The sequence below is a fragment of the Ruegeria sp. HKCCD6157 genome, assembly GCF_013110685.1.
In the GTDB taxonomy this organism is placed as follows: domain Bacteria; phylum Pseudomonadota; class Alphaproteobacteria; order Rhodobacterales; family Rhodobacteraceae; genus Ruegeria.
The window spans coordinates 226,696-243,330 of record NZ_WVRB01000001.1 but is presented as its reverse complement, the minus strand read 5'-3'; the positions used below and the strand labels follow the sequence as shown (position 1 = coordinate 243,330).

15 protein-coding genes are annotated in these 16,635 nt (G+C 60.0%); 13 read left to right on the top strand and 2 right to left on the bottom strand.

Annotation, left to right across the window (positions count from 1 at the left end):
• Positions 1-44: 44 nt before the first annotated feature.
• Positions 45-1,406, bottom strand: coding sequence for a formimidoylglutamate deiminase (locus GS612_RS01030; RefSeq protein WP_171638799.1), 1,362 nt, complete (start codon positions 1,404-1,406; stop codon positions 45-47).
• Positions 1,407-1,488: 82 nt separating this feature from the next.
• Between GS612_RS01030 and hutI the strand changes: the two genes are divergently transcribed.
• From hutI to GS612_RS00965, 13 genes are all read left to right on the top strand, one after another.
• Positions 1,489-2,700: an imidazolonepropionase gene (hutI, locus tag GS612_RS01025; protein ID WP_171638797.1), complete on the top strand. Its 1,212-nt coding sequence runs from the start codon at positions 1,489-1,491 to the stop codon at positions 2,698-2,700.
• Positions 2,697-4,235, top strand: coding sequence for a histidine ammonia-lyase (gene hutH, locus GS612_RS01020; protein WP_171638796.1), 1,539 nt, complete (start codon positions 2,697-2,699; stop codon positions 4,233-4,235). Before hutI ends, hutH begins: the two co-directional genes overlap by 4 nt.
• Entirely contained in the window at positions 4,232-5,026 is a 795-nt protein-coding gene (gene hutG / locus GS612_RS01015; RefSeq protein ID WP_171638795.1) for an N-formylglutamate deformylase, read from the top strand. Before hutH ends, hutG begins: the two co-directional genes overlap by 4 nt.
• Complete coding sequence (gene hutU / locus GS612_RS01010; RefSeq protein WP_171638793.1) at positions 5,023-6,705, top strand: urocanate hydratase; 1,683 nt, start codon at positions 5,023-5,025, stop codon at positions 6,703-6,705. Before hutG ends, hutU begins: the two co-directional genes overlap by 4 nt.
• A gap of 142 nt (positions 6,706-6,847) precedes the next feature.
• Entirely contained in the window at positions 6,848-7,897 is a 1,050-nt protein-coding gene (nadA, locus tag GS612_RS01005) for a quinolinate synthase NadA (protein WP_171638792.1), read from the top strand.
• A gap of 6 nt (positions 7,898-7,903) precedes the next feature.
• Entirely contained in the window at positions 7,904-9,472 is a 1,569-nt protein-coding gene (locus tag GS612_RS01000; RefSeq protein ID WP_171638791.1) for an L-aspartate oxidase, read from the top strand.
• Positions 9,469-10,317, top strand: coding sequence for a carboxylating nicotinate-nucleotide diphosphorylase (gene nadC / locus GS612_RS00995; protein ID WP_171638790.1), 849 nt, complete (start codon positions 9,469-9,471; stop codon positions 10,315-10,317). Before GS612_RS01000 ends, nadC begins: the two co-directional genes overlap by 4 nt.
• Positions 10,318-10,443: 126 nt before the next feature.
• A complete protein-coding gene (gene bioB, locus GS612_RS00990; protein WP_171638789.1) occupies positions 10,444-11,424 on the top strand; it encodes a biotin synthase BioB in 981 nt (326 codons plus the stop codon).
• Positions 11,421-12,554, top strand: a complete 1,134-nt coding sequence (locus GS612_RS00985) for an 8-amino-7-oxononanoate synthase (protein ID WP_171638788.1) — start codon at positions 11,421-11,423, stop codon at positions 12,552-12,554. Before bioB ends, GS612_RS00985 begins: the two co-directional genes overlap by 4 nt.
• Complete coding sequence (gene bioD / locus GS612_RS00980) at positions 12,551-13,171, top strand: dethiobiotin synthase (protein ID WP_171638787.1); 621 nt, start codon at positions 12,551-12,553, stop codon at positions 13,169-13,171. Before GS612_RS00985 ends, bioD begins: the two co-directional genes overlap by 4 nt.
• On the top strand, positions 13,168-14,454 hold the full coding sequence (gene bioA / locus GS612_RS00975) for an adenosylmethionine--8-amino-7-oxononanoate transaminase (protein WP_171638786.1): 1,287 nt from the start codon (positions 13,168-13,170) through the stop codon (positions 14,452-14,454). Before bioD ends, bioA begins: the two co-directional genes overlap by 4 nt.
• Positions 14,451-15,071: a DUF452 family protein gene (locus GS612_RS00970; protein ID WP_171638785.1), complete on the top strand. Its 621-nt coding sequence runs from the start codon at positions 14,451-14,453 to the stop codon at positions 15,069-15,071. The genes bioA and GS612_RS00970 overlap by 4 nt, the downstream gene beginning before the upstream one ends.
• Entirely contained in the window at positions 15,068-15,823 is a 756-nt protein-coding gene (locus GS612_RS00965) for a methyltransferase (RefSeq protein ID WP_171638784.1), read from the top strand. The genes GS612_RS00970 and GS612_RS00965 overlap by 4 nt, the downstream gene beginning before the upstream one ends.
• Positions 15,824-15,827: 4 nt before the next feature.
• Here GS612_RS00965 and GS612_RS00960 read toward each other — a convergent pair whose 3' ends face one another.
• Positions 15,828-16,601: a DeoR/GlpR family DNA-binding transcription regulator gene (locus GS612_RS00960; protein ID WP_171638782.1), complete on the bottom strand. Its 774-nt coding sequence runs from the start codon at positions 16,599-16,601 to the stop codon at positions 15,828-15,830.
• Positions 16,602-16,635 lie beyond the last annotated feature (34 nt).

Genomic DNA, 16,635 nt, shown 5'->3' with positions numbered 1-16,635 from the left:
TATTATGAGGCCATTTTTGTCAGCCCGTAAAGGCGACAGCAAGCTCAAAGCTTCGGCATGAGATCAGCCATGGCCTGCCGATAGCCAGATACGATCCGATCCCGAGCAATATGGCGGCCCTGGCGTACCTGATGGCGGCCAGCCGACCACAGATCGGTCACTACGTGATCCTTCGCGGCAAAGACCAACCCGTCGAGCAATTGTTCAGGACGCAGGGCGCACAGCGCGGGATCCTGGCTGTCAATGGCAACAAGATCCGCCAGCATTCCTTCTGCGATCTGGCCCGCCGCGCGCCCCAGGGCCTGCGCACCGCCCAAAGCCGCGTTGCAATACAGTGTCTGCCCAACCGAACCGTCCCCTTCGACCAGGACATTGCGCGACAGGTCTCGCAGGCGTTGGGAATACTCCAGCGTACGCAGTTCCTCTGTCATCGAAACCAACACGTTTGAATCCGACCCGACCCCGAAACGACCACCGGCTTCAAGAAAGGCGGCGCCATTGAAGGGGCCATCCCCCAAATTGGCCTCGGTGATCGGGCAAAGCCCCGCGACCGCGCCCGTTGCGGCCATATCGCGGGTTTCCTTTTCCGTCATATGAGTGGCGTGGATGAGGCACCAGCGATGGTTTACCGTTGCATTGCTCAGCAGCCATTCCACCGGGCGGGCGCCCAGACCCTCGTGAACCTGCTCGACTTCCATGGGTTGTTCCGCAATGTGAATATGGACAGGTCCCGTCTTTTTTGCGTCCAGAACCCGGGCAAGATCTTGCGGTGATGTCGCGCGCAAGGAATGCGGGGCAATGCCTATCTGGCAGTCATCCGGCAGTTCGCCCAGTGCCGCCTGCGCCTGTTCGACCAACGCCAGATAGCGGTCCACATCATTGCCAAATCGTTGCTGTCCCGATTCCAACGGTTGTTCGCCGACCCCTGCGTAAGAATAAAGTACGGGCAGATGCGTCAGCCCGATTCCCGTCTCGGCCGCAGCAGCCATGATCCGCTGGGACAGCTCTGCAAGATCGTCATAAGGTGTGCCGTCTGGCTGGTGATGCAGATAATGGAATTCACCAACCGAGGCATAGCCGGCTTCCTGCATCTCCATATAGACCAGAGCGGCAATCGCCTGCATCTGATCAGGCATCAGATGGGCGGTGAAACGATACATCAGTTCCCGCCACGTCCAGAAACTGTCGCGACCGGCCTTTCGATATTCGGTCATACCCGCCATCGCGCGCTGAAATGCGTGGCTGTGCAGATTGGCCAATGCGGGCAGCAAGGTGTCGACGCAAGTGTCACCCTCTTGCGCCGTCGCGCCCTGTTGCAGCGACACTATCAGCCCTTGCCTGATTTCTACCCGCAGGTTCGTAGCCCAACCGGTGCTCAGTAAAGCGCGATTAGCGAAGATAGCCATTTTTCACCTCATTTTATGCATAGACATATAAATGATAGAAATGTACTAGAAAAGTAGGAAATGCACGGAGGGTGCGTGTCACATGCAGACGCAAACGCGGGTTTTGACGGATCTTGATGCCGCAACGATGACCGAAGGCGGTGGGCCATACGGTTTGGTCCCGGATGCCGCGATCGCGTTGCAGGACGGGCGCATCGCATGGGTCGGCCCTGTTGTGGATCTTCCATCACGTTTCGCCGACCAGCCAAGGGCTCGAATGGGTGGGCGCCTGGTTACGCCCGCCTTGATCGATTGCCACACCCATGTGGTTCACGGTGGCCATCGCGCGGCAGAGTTCGAAATGCGCCTGAACGGCGCGAGCTATGAAGAGGTCGCGCGCGCCGGTGGCGGGATCATCTCGACGGTAAGGGCCACGCGCGCAGCCGGAGTGGAGGAGTTGGTCGCACAGGCATTGCCGCGAGTTGATGCGATGCTGGCCGAAGGGGTATCGGTCATCGAAGTGAAGTCCGGTTACGGATTGGATGACGACACCGAATTGAACATGTTGCGCGCGGCTCGTGCGTTGCCGGATCATCGTCCCGTCCGCGTTCTGACCAGCTTTTTGGGGGCTCATGCGGTGCCTCGGGACTATGAGGGCAGGGCGTCGGACTACATTCATCAGGTCTGCATTCCCACGCTTCGCGCTGCTTATGCCGAGGGATTGGTCGACGCGGTCGATGCCTTCTGTGAAGGCATCGCTTTTCAACCGGAAGAGTTGATCCCGCTTTTTGATGTCGCGACAGAGCTTGGCCTGCCGATCAAGATCCACGCCGAACAATTGTCGAATTTGGGCGGCGCAAAACTGGCTGCCAGATACGGCGCGCTGTCGGCTGATCATATTGAGTACCTTGATGAAGCGGGTGTTCTGGATATGGCGCAGGCCGGTACCGTCGGTGTTATTCTGCCGGGGGCGTTCTACACCTTGCGCGAAACACAGGCGCCACCGATTGACCTGTTGCGCCGGCATGCTGTGCCCATGGCCCTTGCCACGGATTGCAATCCCGGTTCGGCGCCGATGACCTCGCTGTTGCTGGCGATGAACATGGGATGCACCCTGTTTCGCATGACGCCAGAGGAGGCCCTGCAAGGCGTGACGGTTCACGCGGCTCGTGCTCTCGGGTTGGCTGACTGCGGTCAGATCTCAGTCGGGCGGCGCGCTGATCTGGCGGTTTGGAATGTCGAACACCCCGCGGAATTGGCCTATCGCATCGGCTTCAACCCTCTTCATACCCGCATATTCGGAGGTATATTTTGACGACCCTCACCCTTACCCCGGGCACCGTTACCCTGTCGCAGCTGGAACAGGTCTTTCGCGAAGAGTGCGCAGTTCGGTTGGACCCCGCCTGCCGCCCGGCCGTCGAAGAAGCGCACAAGCGCATCGCCGATGCGGCGGCGGGAGAGGCCGCCGTATATGGCGTGAATACAGGGTTCGGGAAACTGGCAAGCGTCAAAATCGCGGCCGAGGACACGGCAACCTTGCAGCGCAACCTGATCCTCAGCCATTGCTGCGGCGTGGGCCCTGCGATCCCGCGCGCCCTTGCCAGATTGATGATGGTTCTGAAATTGCTGAGCCTGGGGCGCGGGGCCTCGGGGGTTCGGCCAGAAGTGATCACCCTGCTGGAAGGGATGTTGTCCAAGGGTGTGACCCCGGTGATCCCGGCGCAGGGTTCGGTCGGTGCTTCGGGTGATCTTGCGCCCTTGTCCCACATGGCTGCCGTCATGATGGGCGCTGGTGAGGCCGAGTTTGGCGGCGATGTGATGCCCGGGGACGCTGCGCTGTCCAAAGCGGGTCTGCGCCCGATCGAACTGGGCCCCAAAGAAGGGCTGGCGCTGATCAATGGCACCCAGTTTTCGACGGCCTTTGCACTGTCCGGCTTGTTTGGCGCATGGCAGGCGGCGCAAAGCGCGCTGGTTACCTCGGCGCTGACGACGGATGCGATCATGGGTTCGACCGCCCCGTTGCAACCGGAAATCCACACGTTGCGCGGGCATCGCGGGCAGATCGAGGCCGGCGTGACCATGCGGGCGCTGCTGGCCGGGTCTGTCATTCGTGAAAGCCATCGGGATGGCGATACCCGGGTTCAGGATCCGTATTGTATCCGCTGCCAGCCTCAGGTGGTGGGGGCCGCGATGGATGTGCTGAGGCAGGCCGCTACAACGCTGGAAATCGAGGCCAACGCGGCGACGGACAATCCTCTGGTTCTATCGGAAACCGGCCTGATCGTTTCGGGCGGGAATTTTCACGCCGAACCCGTTGGGTTTGCCGCAGACATGATCGCGCTTGCCGTGGCCGAGATCGGGGCAATTGCGCAACGCCGCATTGCGTTGATCGTCGATCCGGCGCTCAGCTTTGATCTACCGCCATTTCTGACGCCCAATCCGGGCCTGAATTCGGGCTATATGATCGCTGAGGTGACGACTGCCGCACTGATGAGCGAAAACAAGCATCTGGCCAATCCATGCGTGACGGACTCGACGCCCACATCGGCTAATCAGGAAGATCACGTTTCGATGGCGGCCCATGGTGCGCGGCGATTGGGGCAGATGGTTACCAATCTGGAACGCATTCTAGGGGTCGAACTGCTGTGTGCCACACAAGGGGTCGAGTTCCGTGCGCCGCTGCCTACGAGCGAAACGTTGCAGGCCGTGATGGCACGGCTGCGCGCCGTGGTGCCGGCCTTGGGTGACGATCGCTATATGGCACCCGAGATCGAAGCAGCCTCGGCCCTGATTGCCAGTGGTGAGATTGCCCGTGGCACGGGCATCGCCATGCCGGAACTTGGCGCATGAGCGGCCCGGTCGAGATTTCGCGCGGTGACGGTCCGATCGTGCTGGGTCTGCCGCATACCGGCACCCATGTTCCGGCCACGATCGAGGCCAAGTTGAATGCGCGGGGCAAGGCTCTGGCGGATACGGATTGGCATGTTCACACCTTGTATGAAGGACTTCTGCCCGGTGCGACGACGGTTCGGGCGACCTTCCACCGATATGTGATCGACGCCAACCGGGACCCGACGGGCGTGTCGCTTTATCCCGGCCAGAACACGACCTCTCTTGTGCCGCTGACGGATTTTGACGGCCAGGGCATCTGGGACATCCCGCCTTCGGAAAAGGATATCCTCGAACGACGGGAAGCTTTTCATGCACCGTATCATGCCGCCCTGAAGGCCGAGCTGGAACGCGTGAAGGCGGCGCATGGGGTTGCGGTGCTGTATGATTGCCACTCGATCCGCAGCCATATTCCTTTTCTGTTCGAAGATACTCTGCCCGATATGAGCATCGGCACGAACAATGGGGCGACCTGCGCGCCGGAAATCGAAGCCATAGCGCATGAATTCGCGGCGTCCTCGCCCTGTGCGGCTGTTCTGAATGGGCGGTTCAAGGGCGGATGGACAACGCGCCATTATGGGCGCCCCTCGGAAGGGGTTCACGCGATCCAGATGGAGCTGGCTCAGTCGACCTACCTGAAAACTGAAGCGCCGCCCTGGGCTTTTGACACCGACAAAGCCGACCGCCTGCGCCGGTGGCTCAAAGACATTCTTGACGCTATCCATGACACTGCATTGGAGCTTGCCGGATGACCGATCCTCGCAAAAATACCCGTGACATCTATCCCCCGACAGGGCCCGAACTGAACGCCAAAAGCTGGATGACCGAAGCCCCGATGCGGATGCTGATGAACAATCTGCACCCGGATGTGGCCGAGAACCCGCATGAGCTGGTTGTCTATGGCGGCATCGGCCGCGCCGCGCGGACATGGAAAGATTTTGACACCATCGTTGCCAGCCTCAAGGACCTGGAGGAAGATGAAACTCTGGTGGTGCAATCCGGCAAACCGGTCGCCATCGTTCGGACGCATGCGGATGCACCTCGGGTGCTGATCGCGAACTCGAACCTCGTGCCGCATTGGGCCAACTGGGACCACTTCAACGAGCTCGATAAGAAGGGCCTGATGATGTACGGCCAGATGACTGCCGGTTCGTGGATCTATATCGGGACGCAAGGCATCGTTCAGGGCACCTACGAAACCTTCGCCGAGGCGGGACGCCAACACTATGACGGGGACCTGAACGGCAAGTGGATTCTGACTGGCGGTCTGGGCGGCATGGGTGGTGCGCAACCTCTGGCGGCGGTCTTTGCAGGGGCGTGTTGCCTGGCTGTCGAGTGCAATCCAGACAGCATCGATTTCCGCCTGCGTACCAAGTATCTCGACGAAAAGGCCGAGTCGCTGGACGAAGCGCTGGAAATGATCGACCGCTGGACCAGGGCGGGCGAGGCGAAATCGGTCGGTTTGCTGGGCAATGCGGCCGAGATTTTCCCCGAAATCTACCGGCGGATGCAGGCGGGCGGGATGCGCCCTGACATCGTGACCGACCAGACCAGCGCCCATGATCCGGTCAACGGCTATCTGCCATTGGGCTGGGGCATGGCGCAGTGGAAAGACAAGAGGGAAAGCGACCCCAAGGCCGTGGAAAAGGCAGCCCGAGCGTCGATGAAGCAACACGTGGCCGCCATGGTCGATTTCTGGAACGCGGGTGTGCCAACCCTGGACTATGGCAACAACATCCGGCAGGTGGCGCAGGACGAAGGCTTGGAAAACGCCTTTGCCTTCCCCGGTTTCGTGCCCGCCTATATCCGCCCGTTGTTCTGCCGCGGCATTGGCCCGTTCCGCTGGTGTGCGCTGTCGGGTGATCCCGAGGATATCTACAAAACTGACGCAAAGATGAAGGAACTGTTCCCCGAAAATACCCATCTGCACAATTGGCTCGACATGGCGCAGGAGCGCATCGCCTTTCAGGGCCTGCCCGCGCGCATCTGCTGGATCGGACTGGGTGACCGCCACAAGGCTGGGCTGGCATTCAACGAGATGGTCAAAACCGGAGAATTGAAGGCGCCGGTCGTCATCGGTCGCGACCACCTCGACAGCGGCTCGGTCGCGTCGCCGAACCGCGAAACCGAGGCGATGAAGGACGGCTCGGACGCGGTGTCGGATTGGCCGCTGCTGAATGCGCTGGTCAATACCGCCTCGGGCGCGACATGGGTCTCGCTGCACCACGGAGGCGGCGTTGGCATGGGTTTCAGTCAACATGCGGGTGTCGTGATTTGTGCCGACGGAACCGATGCAGCGGCCAGACGTCTCGAACGGGTTCTGTGGAACGATCCGGCTTCTGGCGTCTGGCGTCACGCAGATGCGGGTTATGCGGATGCCAAGGCCTGCGCACGTAAACACGGGCTGCGTCTGCCGGGGATTCTGGGCTGATTTGCCATTCATCTTTGAATTTGTCTGCATGGCTTAGCGCTAACGTCTCATTTTCCGGTTTCGAACCGGGGATGTTTCCGCTAGGGCTAAGCCGTTAAGCAGCCCGCCAGGCTAACGACAACTGACAAAGGTGGCTCGCCCGTTGCTCGATATTGCACAAGTCCGCACTGTTCTTTCGGACGTCTATGACCTCGCCCCATCGGCCACGTTGGCCAATGAGATGAAAGACACGTTTGCCCGTATGGATCGTGTGATCAGCCCGCCGGATTGGGCGATCTATGCGCCCTATGTGCGGGCGATCAACGCGCTCAAGAAAGAGCGTAACGCCGTGATCCTTGGGCACAATTACATGACACCGGAAATCTATCATGGTGTGTCCGATTTCGTGGGTGACAGCCTGCAACTGGCGATCAAGGCCAGCGAGGTGGAAGAGGATGTGATCGTTCAGGCCGGGGTTCATTTCATGGCCGAGACATCGAAAATTCTGAGCCCCGGGAAAACTGTTCTGATGCCCGACATGGATGCCGGCTGTTCTTTGGCAGAATCGATTACTGCCGAAGGAATCGACGAAATGCGGGCCAAATACCCAGGTGCGCCGGTTGTGTCTTACGTGAACACCACTGCCGAGGTCAAAGCGGCCTCGGATATCTGCTGCACCTCGTCGAACGCCTTGCAGATCGTGAATGCCATGGAGAGCGACACGGTCATCATGACGCCGGATCAATATCTGGCTCAAAACGTGGCGAATGAAAGCCACAAGAACGTGGTGTACTGGCCCGGTTCCTGCATCGTGCATGAACAATACACCGCACAGGACCTGCGCGACTTCCGGGAATGGAACCCCGGAACACGCCTGATTGCGCACCCGGAATGCCCGCCGGATGTGGTGGCCGAGGCGGATTTTTCCGGTTCAACCAGCGGGATCATCAAATATGTGCATGATGAGAAACCCGAAAAAGCGATGCTGATCACCGAATGTTCGATGGCGTCGAACATCGCGGATGAACTGCCCGAGGTCGATTTCGTAGGGCCGTGCAATATGTGCCCGTACATGAAAAAGATCACGCTGGAAAAGATCCTCTATGCGTTGCACACGATGGAAGGCCAGGTCGAGGTCGCCGAAGACGTGGCAAAGAAGGCGCGCAAATCTGTTCAGGCGATGATTGATCTGTCCCGCAAGCTCGGCATCTGATCGGCAATGACCGACATCACCACGGATCGCGTCGTTATTGTCGGGGCCGGGATTGGCGCGCTTTATGCTGCGCTGAAACTGGCGCCGCGCCCGGTGGTGATCATCTCGCCTGATCCTTTGGGCGAAGGTGCAAGTTCGGCATGGGCGCAGGGCGGCGTGGCGGCAGCGATGGACCTGGCCGACAGCCCGGAAAGCCACGCCGTTGATACCGTCAATGCCGGGGCAGGCACTGTCGAGCCTGACGTTGCGGATTTGGTGACGCGAGAGGCGCGGGATTATATTCTGGACCTGACCACTTTGGGCACACCATTTGATCGCACCGAGGGTGGCGGGTATGTCCTGTCCCGAGAAGCCGCGCACAGTTTTGCCCGTGTCGTGCGGGTAAAGGGCGATCAGGCCGGCAGTGAAATCATGGCCGCCCTGATCGAACGAGTGCGCGAAACTCCGTCAGTGCAGGTGTTGGAAGGGGTCCTTGCCGTTGCGCTAGAAGTGACGGATGGGCGCGTGGTGGGCGTGGTTTTGCAGGAGGCCTCGGAAAGCGGATCCGCGCCCGTGACGCTTCGTGCACCTGCCGTATTGTTGGCGGGTGGCGGTTCTGGCGGGCTTTATGCCCTGACGACCAATCCGGCCCGCATCCGGGGGCAGGTTATCGGAATGGCCGCACGGGCGGGGGCGCTGATCGCCGATGCCGAATTCGTGCAGTTCCACCCCACCGCCATGGACGTGGGTGAAGATCCGGCCCCGCTGGCGACCGAGGCCCTGCGCGGAGAAGGGGCAATACTGATAAACAAGCACGGCGAGCGTTTCATGCAGGCCGTTCACCCTGATGCCGAGCTTGCCCCGCGCGACGTTGTGGCCCGGGCGATATTTGCCGAGGTACAGGCCGGCAACCGCCCGATGCTGGACACCCGCAAGGCTTTGGGCGCGCAAATCAATGAACTTTTCCCGGCGGTTGCCGCATATTGCGCGCGCAACGGAATCGATCCGGTCCGGGATGCGATCCCGGTTGCTCCAGCAGCGCATTACCACATGGGCGGGATTGCCACAGGCACTGATGGCCGCGCGACGCTGGATCGGTTGTGGGTGTGCGGCGAGGCGTCTTCGACCGGCCTTCACGGCGCCAACCGGCTGGCCTCGAACGGTTTGCTCGAAGCGTTGGTGTTTGCACGCATCTGTGCCCAGAACATTGCGCGTTCGATACCGGACACTTCCGCGTCGGAACCTGTGGCCCTTCGATTTGATCAAGCTGACATCCCTGATACGTCCGATGCGGTCAGTATGTTGCGCACGACCATGTCGCGCGATGTTGGCGTTGTCCGGGACCGCGCCGGGTTATGCCGGGCATTGCGCAGGATTGCCACGCTCGAAGAGCAGCATGGCACATGCCCGTCCTTCAGAAACATGTGTGCCACAGCAACCTTGATCGCCGCGGCGGCATTGCAGCGCGAAGAAAGCCGCGGCGCGCATGAGCGATCCGACTTTCCGGAAGCTGCCGATGGCCCCGGCAAACGATCCCAGATATATCTTAGCGACGCGCTGCACATTCGCGCCGAAGCCTGCAAGGAAATATCATGAGTTTTGCGACCCTGCCCGATCTGATCCTCGAACCCGTCATCCGCGCGGCGCTGATGGAGGATCTGGGAGCATACGGTGATGTGACCACCCGCGCCGTGATCCCACCGAACGCGACCTATACGGCCCGGCTGAATGCGCGTGAGGATGCCGTCGTTTCGGGCATGCAGGTGGCGACGATAGCGTTCCGGCTGGTCGACCCGACGCTTGAGGTTGAGGTGCATGTCAAGGATGGCCAGCCTTGTCGGCGCGGCGACACGCTGATGACCATCAAAGGTTCTGCGGCCTCGATCCTGTCGGGTGAGCGGGTCGCGCTGAATTTTGCCGGTCGTCTGACCGGTATTGCCACAAAAACAGCCAGCTTTGTTCAGCAGACAAAGGGCACGAATGCCCGCATGACCTGTACCCGCAAAACCACGCCCGGACTTCGCATCGTGGAAAAACAGGCCGTGCTGCATGGCGGCGGTTTCAATCATCGCTACTCTTTGTCCGACGCGATCCTGATCAAGGACAACCACATCGCCGCCGCCGGGGGTGTGCGTCAGGTTCTTGAGGCCGCCAAAGCGCAAGCCAGCCACATGATGGCCGTCGAGATCGAAGTCGATCGACCGGACCAGCTGGCCGAAGTCCTCAGGATTGGCGGCGCGTCCGTCGTATTGCTGGACAACATGGATGACGAGATGCTGCGCGAAGCGGTTGCCATGGTGGACGGGCGGATGAAGACCGAAGCCAGCGGTAATGTGACGTTGGATCGGGTTGCATCAATTGCGGCGACCGGGGTCGATTACATCTCGTCCGGGGCGCTGACGCATTCCGCCCGAACCGTTGATCTGGGTCTTGATTTCTGAAAAATTTCTGAAAAGCGCGGCATTTCTGCTTGATTTGAGATCGTTTGCGCCAACACGGTTGCGCCTTCAGGTTTTATCGATAATAAATCCTCGGCAACGCAAGATGCAGGAAGTTTTATAGATAAAATGATCATCCCTCATTCCGGCTGGACCCGAAAGTCTGCGCAAGCTGTTCATGACCTCCCGTTGATGGACCTTCTGTTCCGGGCACAGACCGTGCACCGCGAGAACTTTGATCCGAACAAGGTCCAGACCTCTAAGCTGCTGTCGATCAAAACCGGCGGGTGCGCCGAGGATTGCGCCTATTGCTCGCAATCGGCCCGCAACGGATCCACCCTGCCTGCATCGAAGCTGATCGAAGTTCAGCGTGTACTGGCCGAGGCCAAAAAGGCCCGCGACGGTGGCGCGACCCGGTTCTGCATGGGGGCCGCCTGGCGCGAGCCCAAGCCGCGCGATATGCCTGCCCTGATTGCCATGGTGGAAGGCGTCAAGGCGATGGGCATGGAAACCTGCATGACGCTGGGCATGCTGGATGACACCCAGGTGGTTCAACTGCGCGATGCCGGGTTGGACTATTACAACCACAATATCGACACGTCCGAACGCTATTATTCCGAAGTGATCACCACCCGTACTTTCGCGGACCGGATCGACACGATGAACCGGGTGCAGGAAGCCGGAATCAAGGTCTGCTCGGGTGGTATTCTGGGGATGGGTGAACACACTGGTGACCGTATCGATATGTTGCTGACTTTGGCCAACATGACCCCGCCGCCAGATTCGGTGCCGATCAACATGCTGATGCCACAGGCTGATACCCCGCTGGCTGATGCGGAACCTGTTGATCCAATCGACTTTGTGCGGATCATCGCAACCGCTCGCATCCTGATGCCTAAAGCCTATGTTCGGTTGTCCGCCGGGCGCAGCGACATGAGCGACGAGATGCAGGCGATGTGCTTCTTCGCCGGAGCAAATTCCATCTTTGTCGGTGAAACTCTTTTGACGGCGGAAAACCCCGAAGAAGACACCGACTCGATCCTGTTTGCAAAACTTGGCCTTCAGGCCGAAACGGCTGAAGACCATAAGCGCACGGAAGCCGCCGAATGAAAGCAGTCGAACGACTGGAATCCATGCTGGGTGCGCTGGAAGCCCGGCACCGCCGCCGGGTTTTGATCCCGGCGCGCGGGCTGGATTTTGCGTCCAACGACTATTTGGGGTTGGCCGGGTCAAGCCTGTTGCAAGTGGCCGCACAGGCGGCGCTGGCGCGCGGCGTGCCCGTAGGCTCGGGCGGCTCGCGGCTGCTGCGGGGAAATCACCCAGAGCATGAGGCGCTGGAACACGAAGCAGCTGTGTACTTTGGGGCCGAGGCCGCATTGTTCATGGGTGGAGGGTTTCAGGCCAATCAGGCAATCTTTTCCACCCTGCCGGCTGCCGAGGATCTGGTTTTGTATGATGAACTGGTTCACGCCAGCGCCCACGAGGGGATGCGCGCCAGCCGAGCGGATCTGCGCGCTTTTCGTCACAACGACGTCGCGGATGCGCGAAACGTTCTGACCGAATGGCGATCCGCTGGTGGGCAGGGTCAGGTTTGGATTGCTGTTGAAAGCGTCTATTCCATGGAGGGCGATCTGGCTCCGCTGGAAGATTTGTCATGTTTGGCGCGTGAAGCCCAAGCTGTTCTGATCGTGGATGAGGCGCACGCCACCGGCGTTTTCGGGGCAAATGGCAAAGGTTTGGCGCATGATCTGAACGCTGACCTTCTGACCCTGCACACCTGCGGCAAGGGACTTGGAGTTTCCGGCGGGCTGATCTGTGGCCCGCGGGCGATGATCGATACCCTGATCAACCGCGCACGGCCCTTTATCTTTGCAACGGCGCCGTCCCCTCTGAATGCTGCGCTGGTACGGGCTGTCCTGCGTGAACTGGCCGGGAATGATGATTTGGTCACTGCTGCACGCAAACGTCTGCGCCATGCACATAAGGCGGCCCGCGAAACAGGGTTGCCTGACGCGGCCTTGAACAGCCAGATCATTCCCGTCGTTCTTGGGGACGAGGTCCGCACGATGGCGATGGCACAGGCATTGCAACATCAGGGGTTCGACATTCGCGGCATTCGCCCGCCCACCGTTCCAAAAGGCACATCCCGTCTGCGCGTCTCGATCACCGGGAATGTCAGTCCTGAGGACATTTCGGCCCTGTTTGCAACCATCTCCAGCCATCAGTCGGAGGCCGCATGAGCGCTCTGGTCATTGTCGGAACCGACACGGGCGTCGGAAAAACAGTTTTTTCGGCTGGCCTGACGGCGGCCCTGAACGCCACTTACTGGAAGCCGGTTCAATCGGGGCTCGAGGATGCGACGGACACGGAAACCGTCTGCACCTTGTCCGGTGTGGACGTGTTGCCCGAGGCGTATCGCCTGAACATGCCTGCCTCACCCCATCTTTCTGCCGAGGATATGGGCATAGAGATCGATCTGTCCCGGCTCGCGCTGCCGCAAGTTGACGGGCCGCTGGTTGTGGAAGGGGCAGGGGGGCTGATGGTGCCTCTGAACCGCAAATCCTACTATCTGGATCTGATTGCCCAATGGCAGGCCCCGGTCGTTCTGGTCGCACGCACGGCGTTGGGAACGATCAACCACACCACGTTGTCCTTGATGGCGCTTCGAAGCGCTGGGTGCGAGGTGGTCGGCGTTGCCTTTGTCGGAGATCCGGAGCCCGACGTGGAACAAACCATCGTCGAAATGAGCAAGGTGCGACACCTCGGACGTTTGCCTTATCTTGGCGACCTGACGCAGCAAAGCTTGTTAGAAGCTTTCTCGTCCATAGACGTGGCGACCATACGGAGGTTTCTGTGACCCCGCTGGAGTTTGACGCCCACCACCTTTGGCATCCCTATACCAACGTGGCCGATCCCGGTGCGATGCATCTTATCGACCGGGCCGAGGGCGTGTATCTTTATCGGGAGGACGGCGCAAAGATGATAGACGCCATGTCGTCATGGTGGTGCGCCATCCACGGCCACAAGCATCCCGAAATTACGTCCGCCATGCAGTCCCAGCTGGAAAAGATGCCTCATGTGATGTTCGGGGGGATGACACACCATCCGGCCATTGATCTGGGGCGCAGGATGGTCGACATGTTGCCCGAGGGGCTGGACCGCATTTTCTATTGCGACAGTGGGTCTGTCTCGGTCGAAGTGTCGATGAAGATGGCGGTGCAGTATCAAATGGCCCATGGCCGCACCCGCAAATTCGAATTTGCCACAATTCGGGGCGGCTATCACGGTGACACGTGGAAAGCGATGAGCGTCTGTGACCCTGTGACGGGTATGCACGGGCTGTTCCGAGGGGCTTTGTCGATCCAGCACTTCCTGCCGCGTCCCCAGGTTCGGTTGGGGGATGACTGGCCCGAAGACCCGGCGTTGAACGGATTGGAGGCGCTGGAACGACTGTTGGCCGACAAGGGCGATCACCTCGCGGCCCTGATCCTTGAGCCCGTGGTTCAAGGCGCCGGGGGCATGTATTTCTATCATCCCCAATGGCTGCGCGCGGCACGCGCCATGTGCGATGCTCATGACGTGCTGATCATTTTTGACGAGATCGCAACCGGGTTTGGCCGAACCGGCAAGCTGTTTGCCACCGATCATGCGGGCATCACCCCGGATATAATGTGTTTGGGCAAGGCATTGACCGGTGGGCATATCTCGTTTGCTGCTACCGTGACCAGCAAGCAGGTGGCGTATGGCATTGGCAACAGTGAGGCCGGAGTGTTCATGCACGGCCCGACCTTTATGGCCAACCCTCTGGCCTGTGCCGCTGGTTCGGCCAGCCTCAGACTGCTTGCCGAGGGGGACTGGCAGCGCCAGGTGGCCGATATCGAAGACCAGATGCGGACCGAACTGGAGCCAGCGCGCAGTTTGCCGGGCGTTGCAGATGTCAGGGTTCTTGGCGCTATTGGCGTTATTGAAATGAAGGAATCGGTTGATCCTTCGGTTGCTCATCGGCTGGCACCTGAAACCGGAGTGTGGCTGCGCCCCTTTGCGCGAAACATCTATTGCATGCCGCCTTACATTGTTTCGCCTGATGAACTCAGCCGGATCACCAGCGCGATGGTCGCTTTGGCCGCGGGGCAGCAATGAGACACCAGTGGCTGGCGCAATCGGATGACAGCAAGCTGACACTGGTTTTCGGGGGGTGGGCGCTGGGTGCTGCCCCGTTCCGCGGGCTGACCGGAAGCGGATCTGTTCTGCTGGTGGGTGACTATACCCGGCTTGATGATCCCTTGCCCGATCTGACCGGGTTTGACCGCGTCGAAATGCTTGCGTTTTCCTTCGGTGTCGCATCCGCGGCCCATTGGCTGGCCAGCACAGGGTTTCGCCCTGACCGGCTGGTTGCCGTCAGTGGTACGTTGCATCCTGCCTGCGCAGACCGGGGCATCGCGCCCGATATTGTCCGGGCCACGGCGGATCAGCTGTCATCGGCAAGTTTCGTCAAATTTTGCCGACGCGCCGGACTGTCTGCTGACATACCTGAACTGGACATCGAGCAGGCAAGAAAGGAACTTCACGCGGTCATCGAACGTGGCTCGGCGCCTGATCCCGGCTTTGATCGGGTTTGGATATCAGAGCGGGACCGGATCATTCCGACCAATGCTCAGAGGGCGGCCTGGGCCGCAACCCCGGATGTGGTCAAGGGCGTTGCCGCTCCGCACGTGCCATTTGAACCGGGCCAAAGCTGGGCGGAGTGGATGTCATGACGGCGCAATTGGCGGACAAGGTTCAGCGAAGCTTCAGCCGAAGCTTCCAGACTTACAACGATACAGCCAGCCAGCAGGCCTGGGTTGCCCGCAAGCTGGTTTCCGAGATGCACCGGGTTGGCGCGCCGAACCGGTTTGATGTGGCCTTCGAGCTGGGATGCGGCACTGGCCATCTGACCCGGTTGCTGCGGCAGAACTTTGACCTTCCCGATTTTCACGTGAACGATATAGCGCCGCAGGCTCGGGCGACGGCAGATGCGGAAAATGCGGCCTTCATTGCCGGAGACGTCCGCCTGGTCGAATGGCCCGCAAAGTTGGATTTGGTCGCGTCGGCCTCGATGATCCAATGGATGGAGGATCCGGCCGGTTTGCTGCAACAGGTTGCCGAAGCGCTTGAACCCGGAGGGTGGCTGGCCGTTTCCGGGTTTGGCCCAATGCAATATCAAGAGCTTGCGCAAATCGGTTCGACAGCCCGTGCACCGGGCCTATGCCTGCCTGACACCCTTGCAACCGCCATAGATAGGCCGTTCAAGATTCTGACGGTTGGCCAAAGCGTTCGGCCATCCTACTTTGACACGCCGAGAGAAGTGCTGAAACATTTGCGCAGTACAGGGGTAAATGGCCGGGCTCAGGGTGCATGGACCCGGTCCACCTTGGCCCGGTTCGAAGCTGACTACGTGCAGAAGTTCGCAGAAGACGGCAGGGTTCCTCTGACTTACCATCCGGTGTGGGTCATTGCCGAAAAGCGCTAGGCACTTATTCGGCAATGACAAGGTCGATTTCATTCGCCGACAGCATCTGGCAGATGCCCTCGGGCGGGTTCACATCGGTAAAGAACAGATTGATCTTGTCGGCAGGTTCCAATGTGACCGGCGCGCGCTTTCCCAGCTTTTCGCCATCGGCCACGACAATGCGGACCTGTGCGTTTTGAATGGCGACGCGGGCCAAGTTTGCTTCTTGCAGGTCGTGCAGCATAAAGCCCGGGTCCGCATTGACCGCCCCGACTGAAAGAACGGCGAAACGGACGTTCAAACGTTTGATCAGGTCCTGAGCTTCAACGCCGAATGCGCCCCCATCGTGCGACCGCAGCTCGCCACCAGCCATGAAGACCCGGTTGTTGTTTCGTGAAGCCAATGCCTGCGCCACAAAAACCGAGTTCGTTACGACAAAGAGATCGCTGTGGTTGCCAAGCGCCTGCGCCACATAAGCGGTAGTAGAGCCGATATCGAGGAAAACGGAGTCGCCGTCACTGATGACCTCGGCAACCGCCTTCGCCAGCTTCTCTTTCGCGTCAACCTTCTTGTCCAGGCGGCTTTGCAGCGACGGTTCCAGAATGTCTTCGAGAAGATGAACCCCGCCATGGACCTTGCGCACGATGCCGCGTTCTTCCAGATTGCGGACGTTTCGCCGAATGGTTTCCAGGCTGACCCCAAGTTCATTCGCCAGAACGCTTACGCGGCACGAACCGCCCGCGCGAAAAAGGGCGCGCAGGATTTCTTCTTCTCGTTGGTTTGTGGTTGGCAGGTTCATGTTTCGCGCTCTGATGGCATTGTCATAAGGGACG

Excerpts from the sequence above, each read along its gene's own strand:
- GS612_RS00970 (WP_171638785.1), top strand. The coding sequence starts at position 14,451 with ATGAGACACCAGTGGCTGGCGCAATCGGATGACAGCAAGCTGACACTG.
- nadC (WP_171638790.1), top strand. The coding sequence starts at position 9,469 with ATGAGTTTTGCGACCCTGCCCGATCTGATCCTCGAACCCGTCATCCGC.
- bioD (WP_171638787.1), top strand. The coding sequence starts at position 12,551 with ATGAGCGCTCTGGTCATTGTCGGAACCGACACGGGCGTCGGAAAAACA.
- GS612_RS00985 (WP_171638788.1), top strand. The coding sequence starts at position 11,421 with ATGAAAGCAGTCGAACGACTGGAATCCATGCTGGGTGCGCTGGAAGCC.
- hutU (WP_171638793.1), top strand. The coding sequence starts at position 5,023 with ATGACCGATCCTCGCAAAAATACCCGTGACATCTATCCCCCGACAGGG.
- GS612_RS00965 (WP_171638784.1), top strand. The coding sequence starts at position 15,068 with ATGACGGCGCAATTGGCGGACAAGGTTCAGCGAAGCTTCAGCCGAAGC.
- bioB (WP_171638789.1), top strand. The coding sequence starts at position 10,444 with ATGATCATCCCTCATTCCGGCTGGACCCGAAAGTCTGCGCAAGCTGTT.
- GS612_RS01000 (WP_171638791.1), top strand. The coding sequence starts at position 7,904 with ATGACCGACATCACCACGGATCGCGTCGTTATTGTCGGGGCCGGGATT.
- GS612_RS01030 (WP_171638799.1), bottom strand. The coding sequence starts at position 1,406 with ATGGCTATCTTCGCTAATCGCGCTTTACTGAGCACCGGTTGGGCTACG.
- GS612_RS00960 (WP_171638782.1), bottom strand. The coding sequence starts at position 16,601 with ATGAACCTGCCAACCACAAACCAACGAGAAGAAGAAATCCTGCGCGCC.
- hutG (WP_171638795.1), top strand. The coding sequence starts at position 4,232 with ATGAGCGGCCCGGTCGAGATTTCGCGCGGTGACGGTCCGATCGTGCTG.
- hutI (WP_171638797.1), top strand. The coding sequence starts at position 1,489 with ATGCAGACGCAAACGCGGGTTTTGACGGATCTTGATGCCGCAACGATG.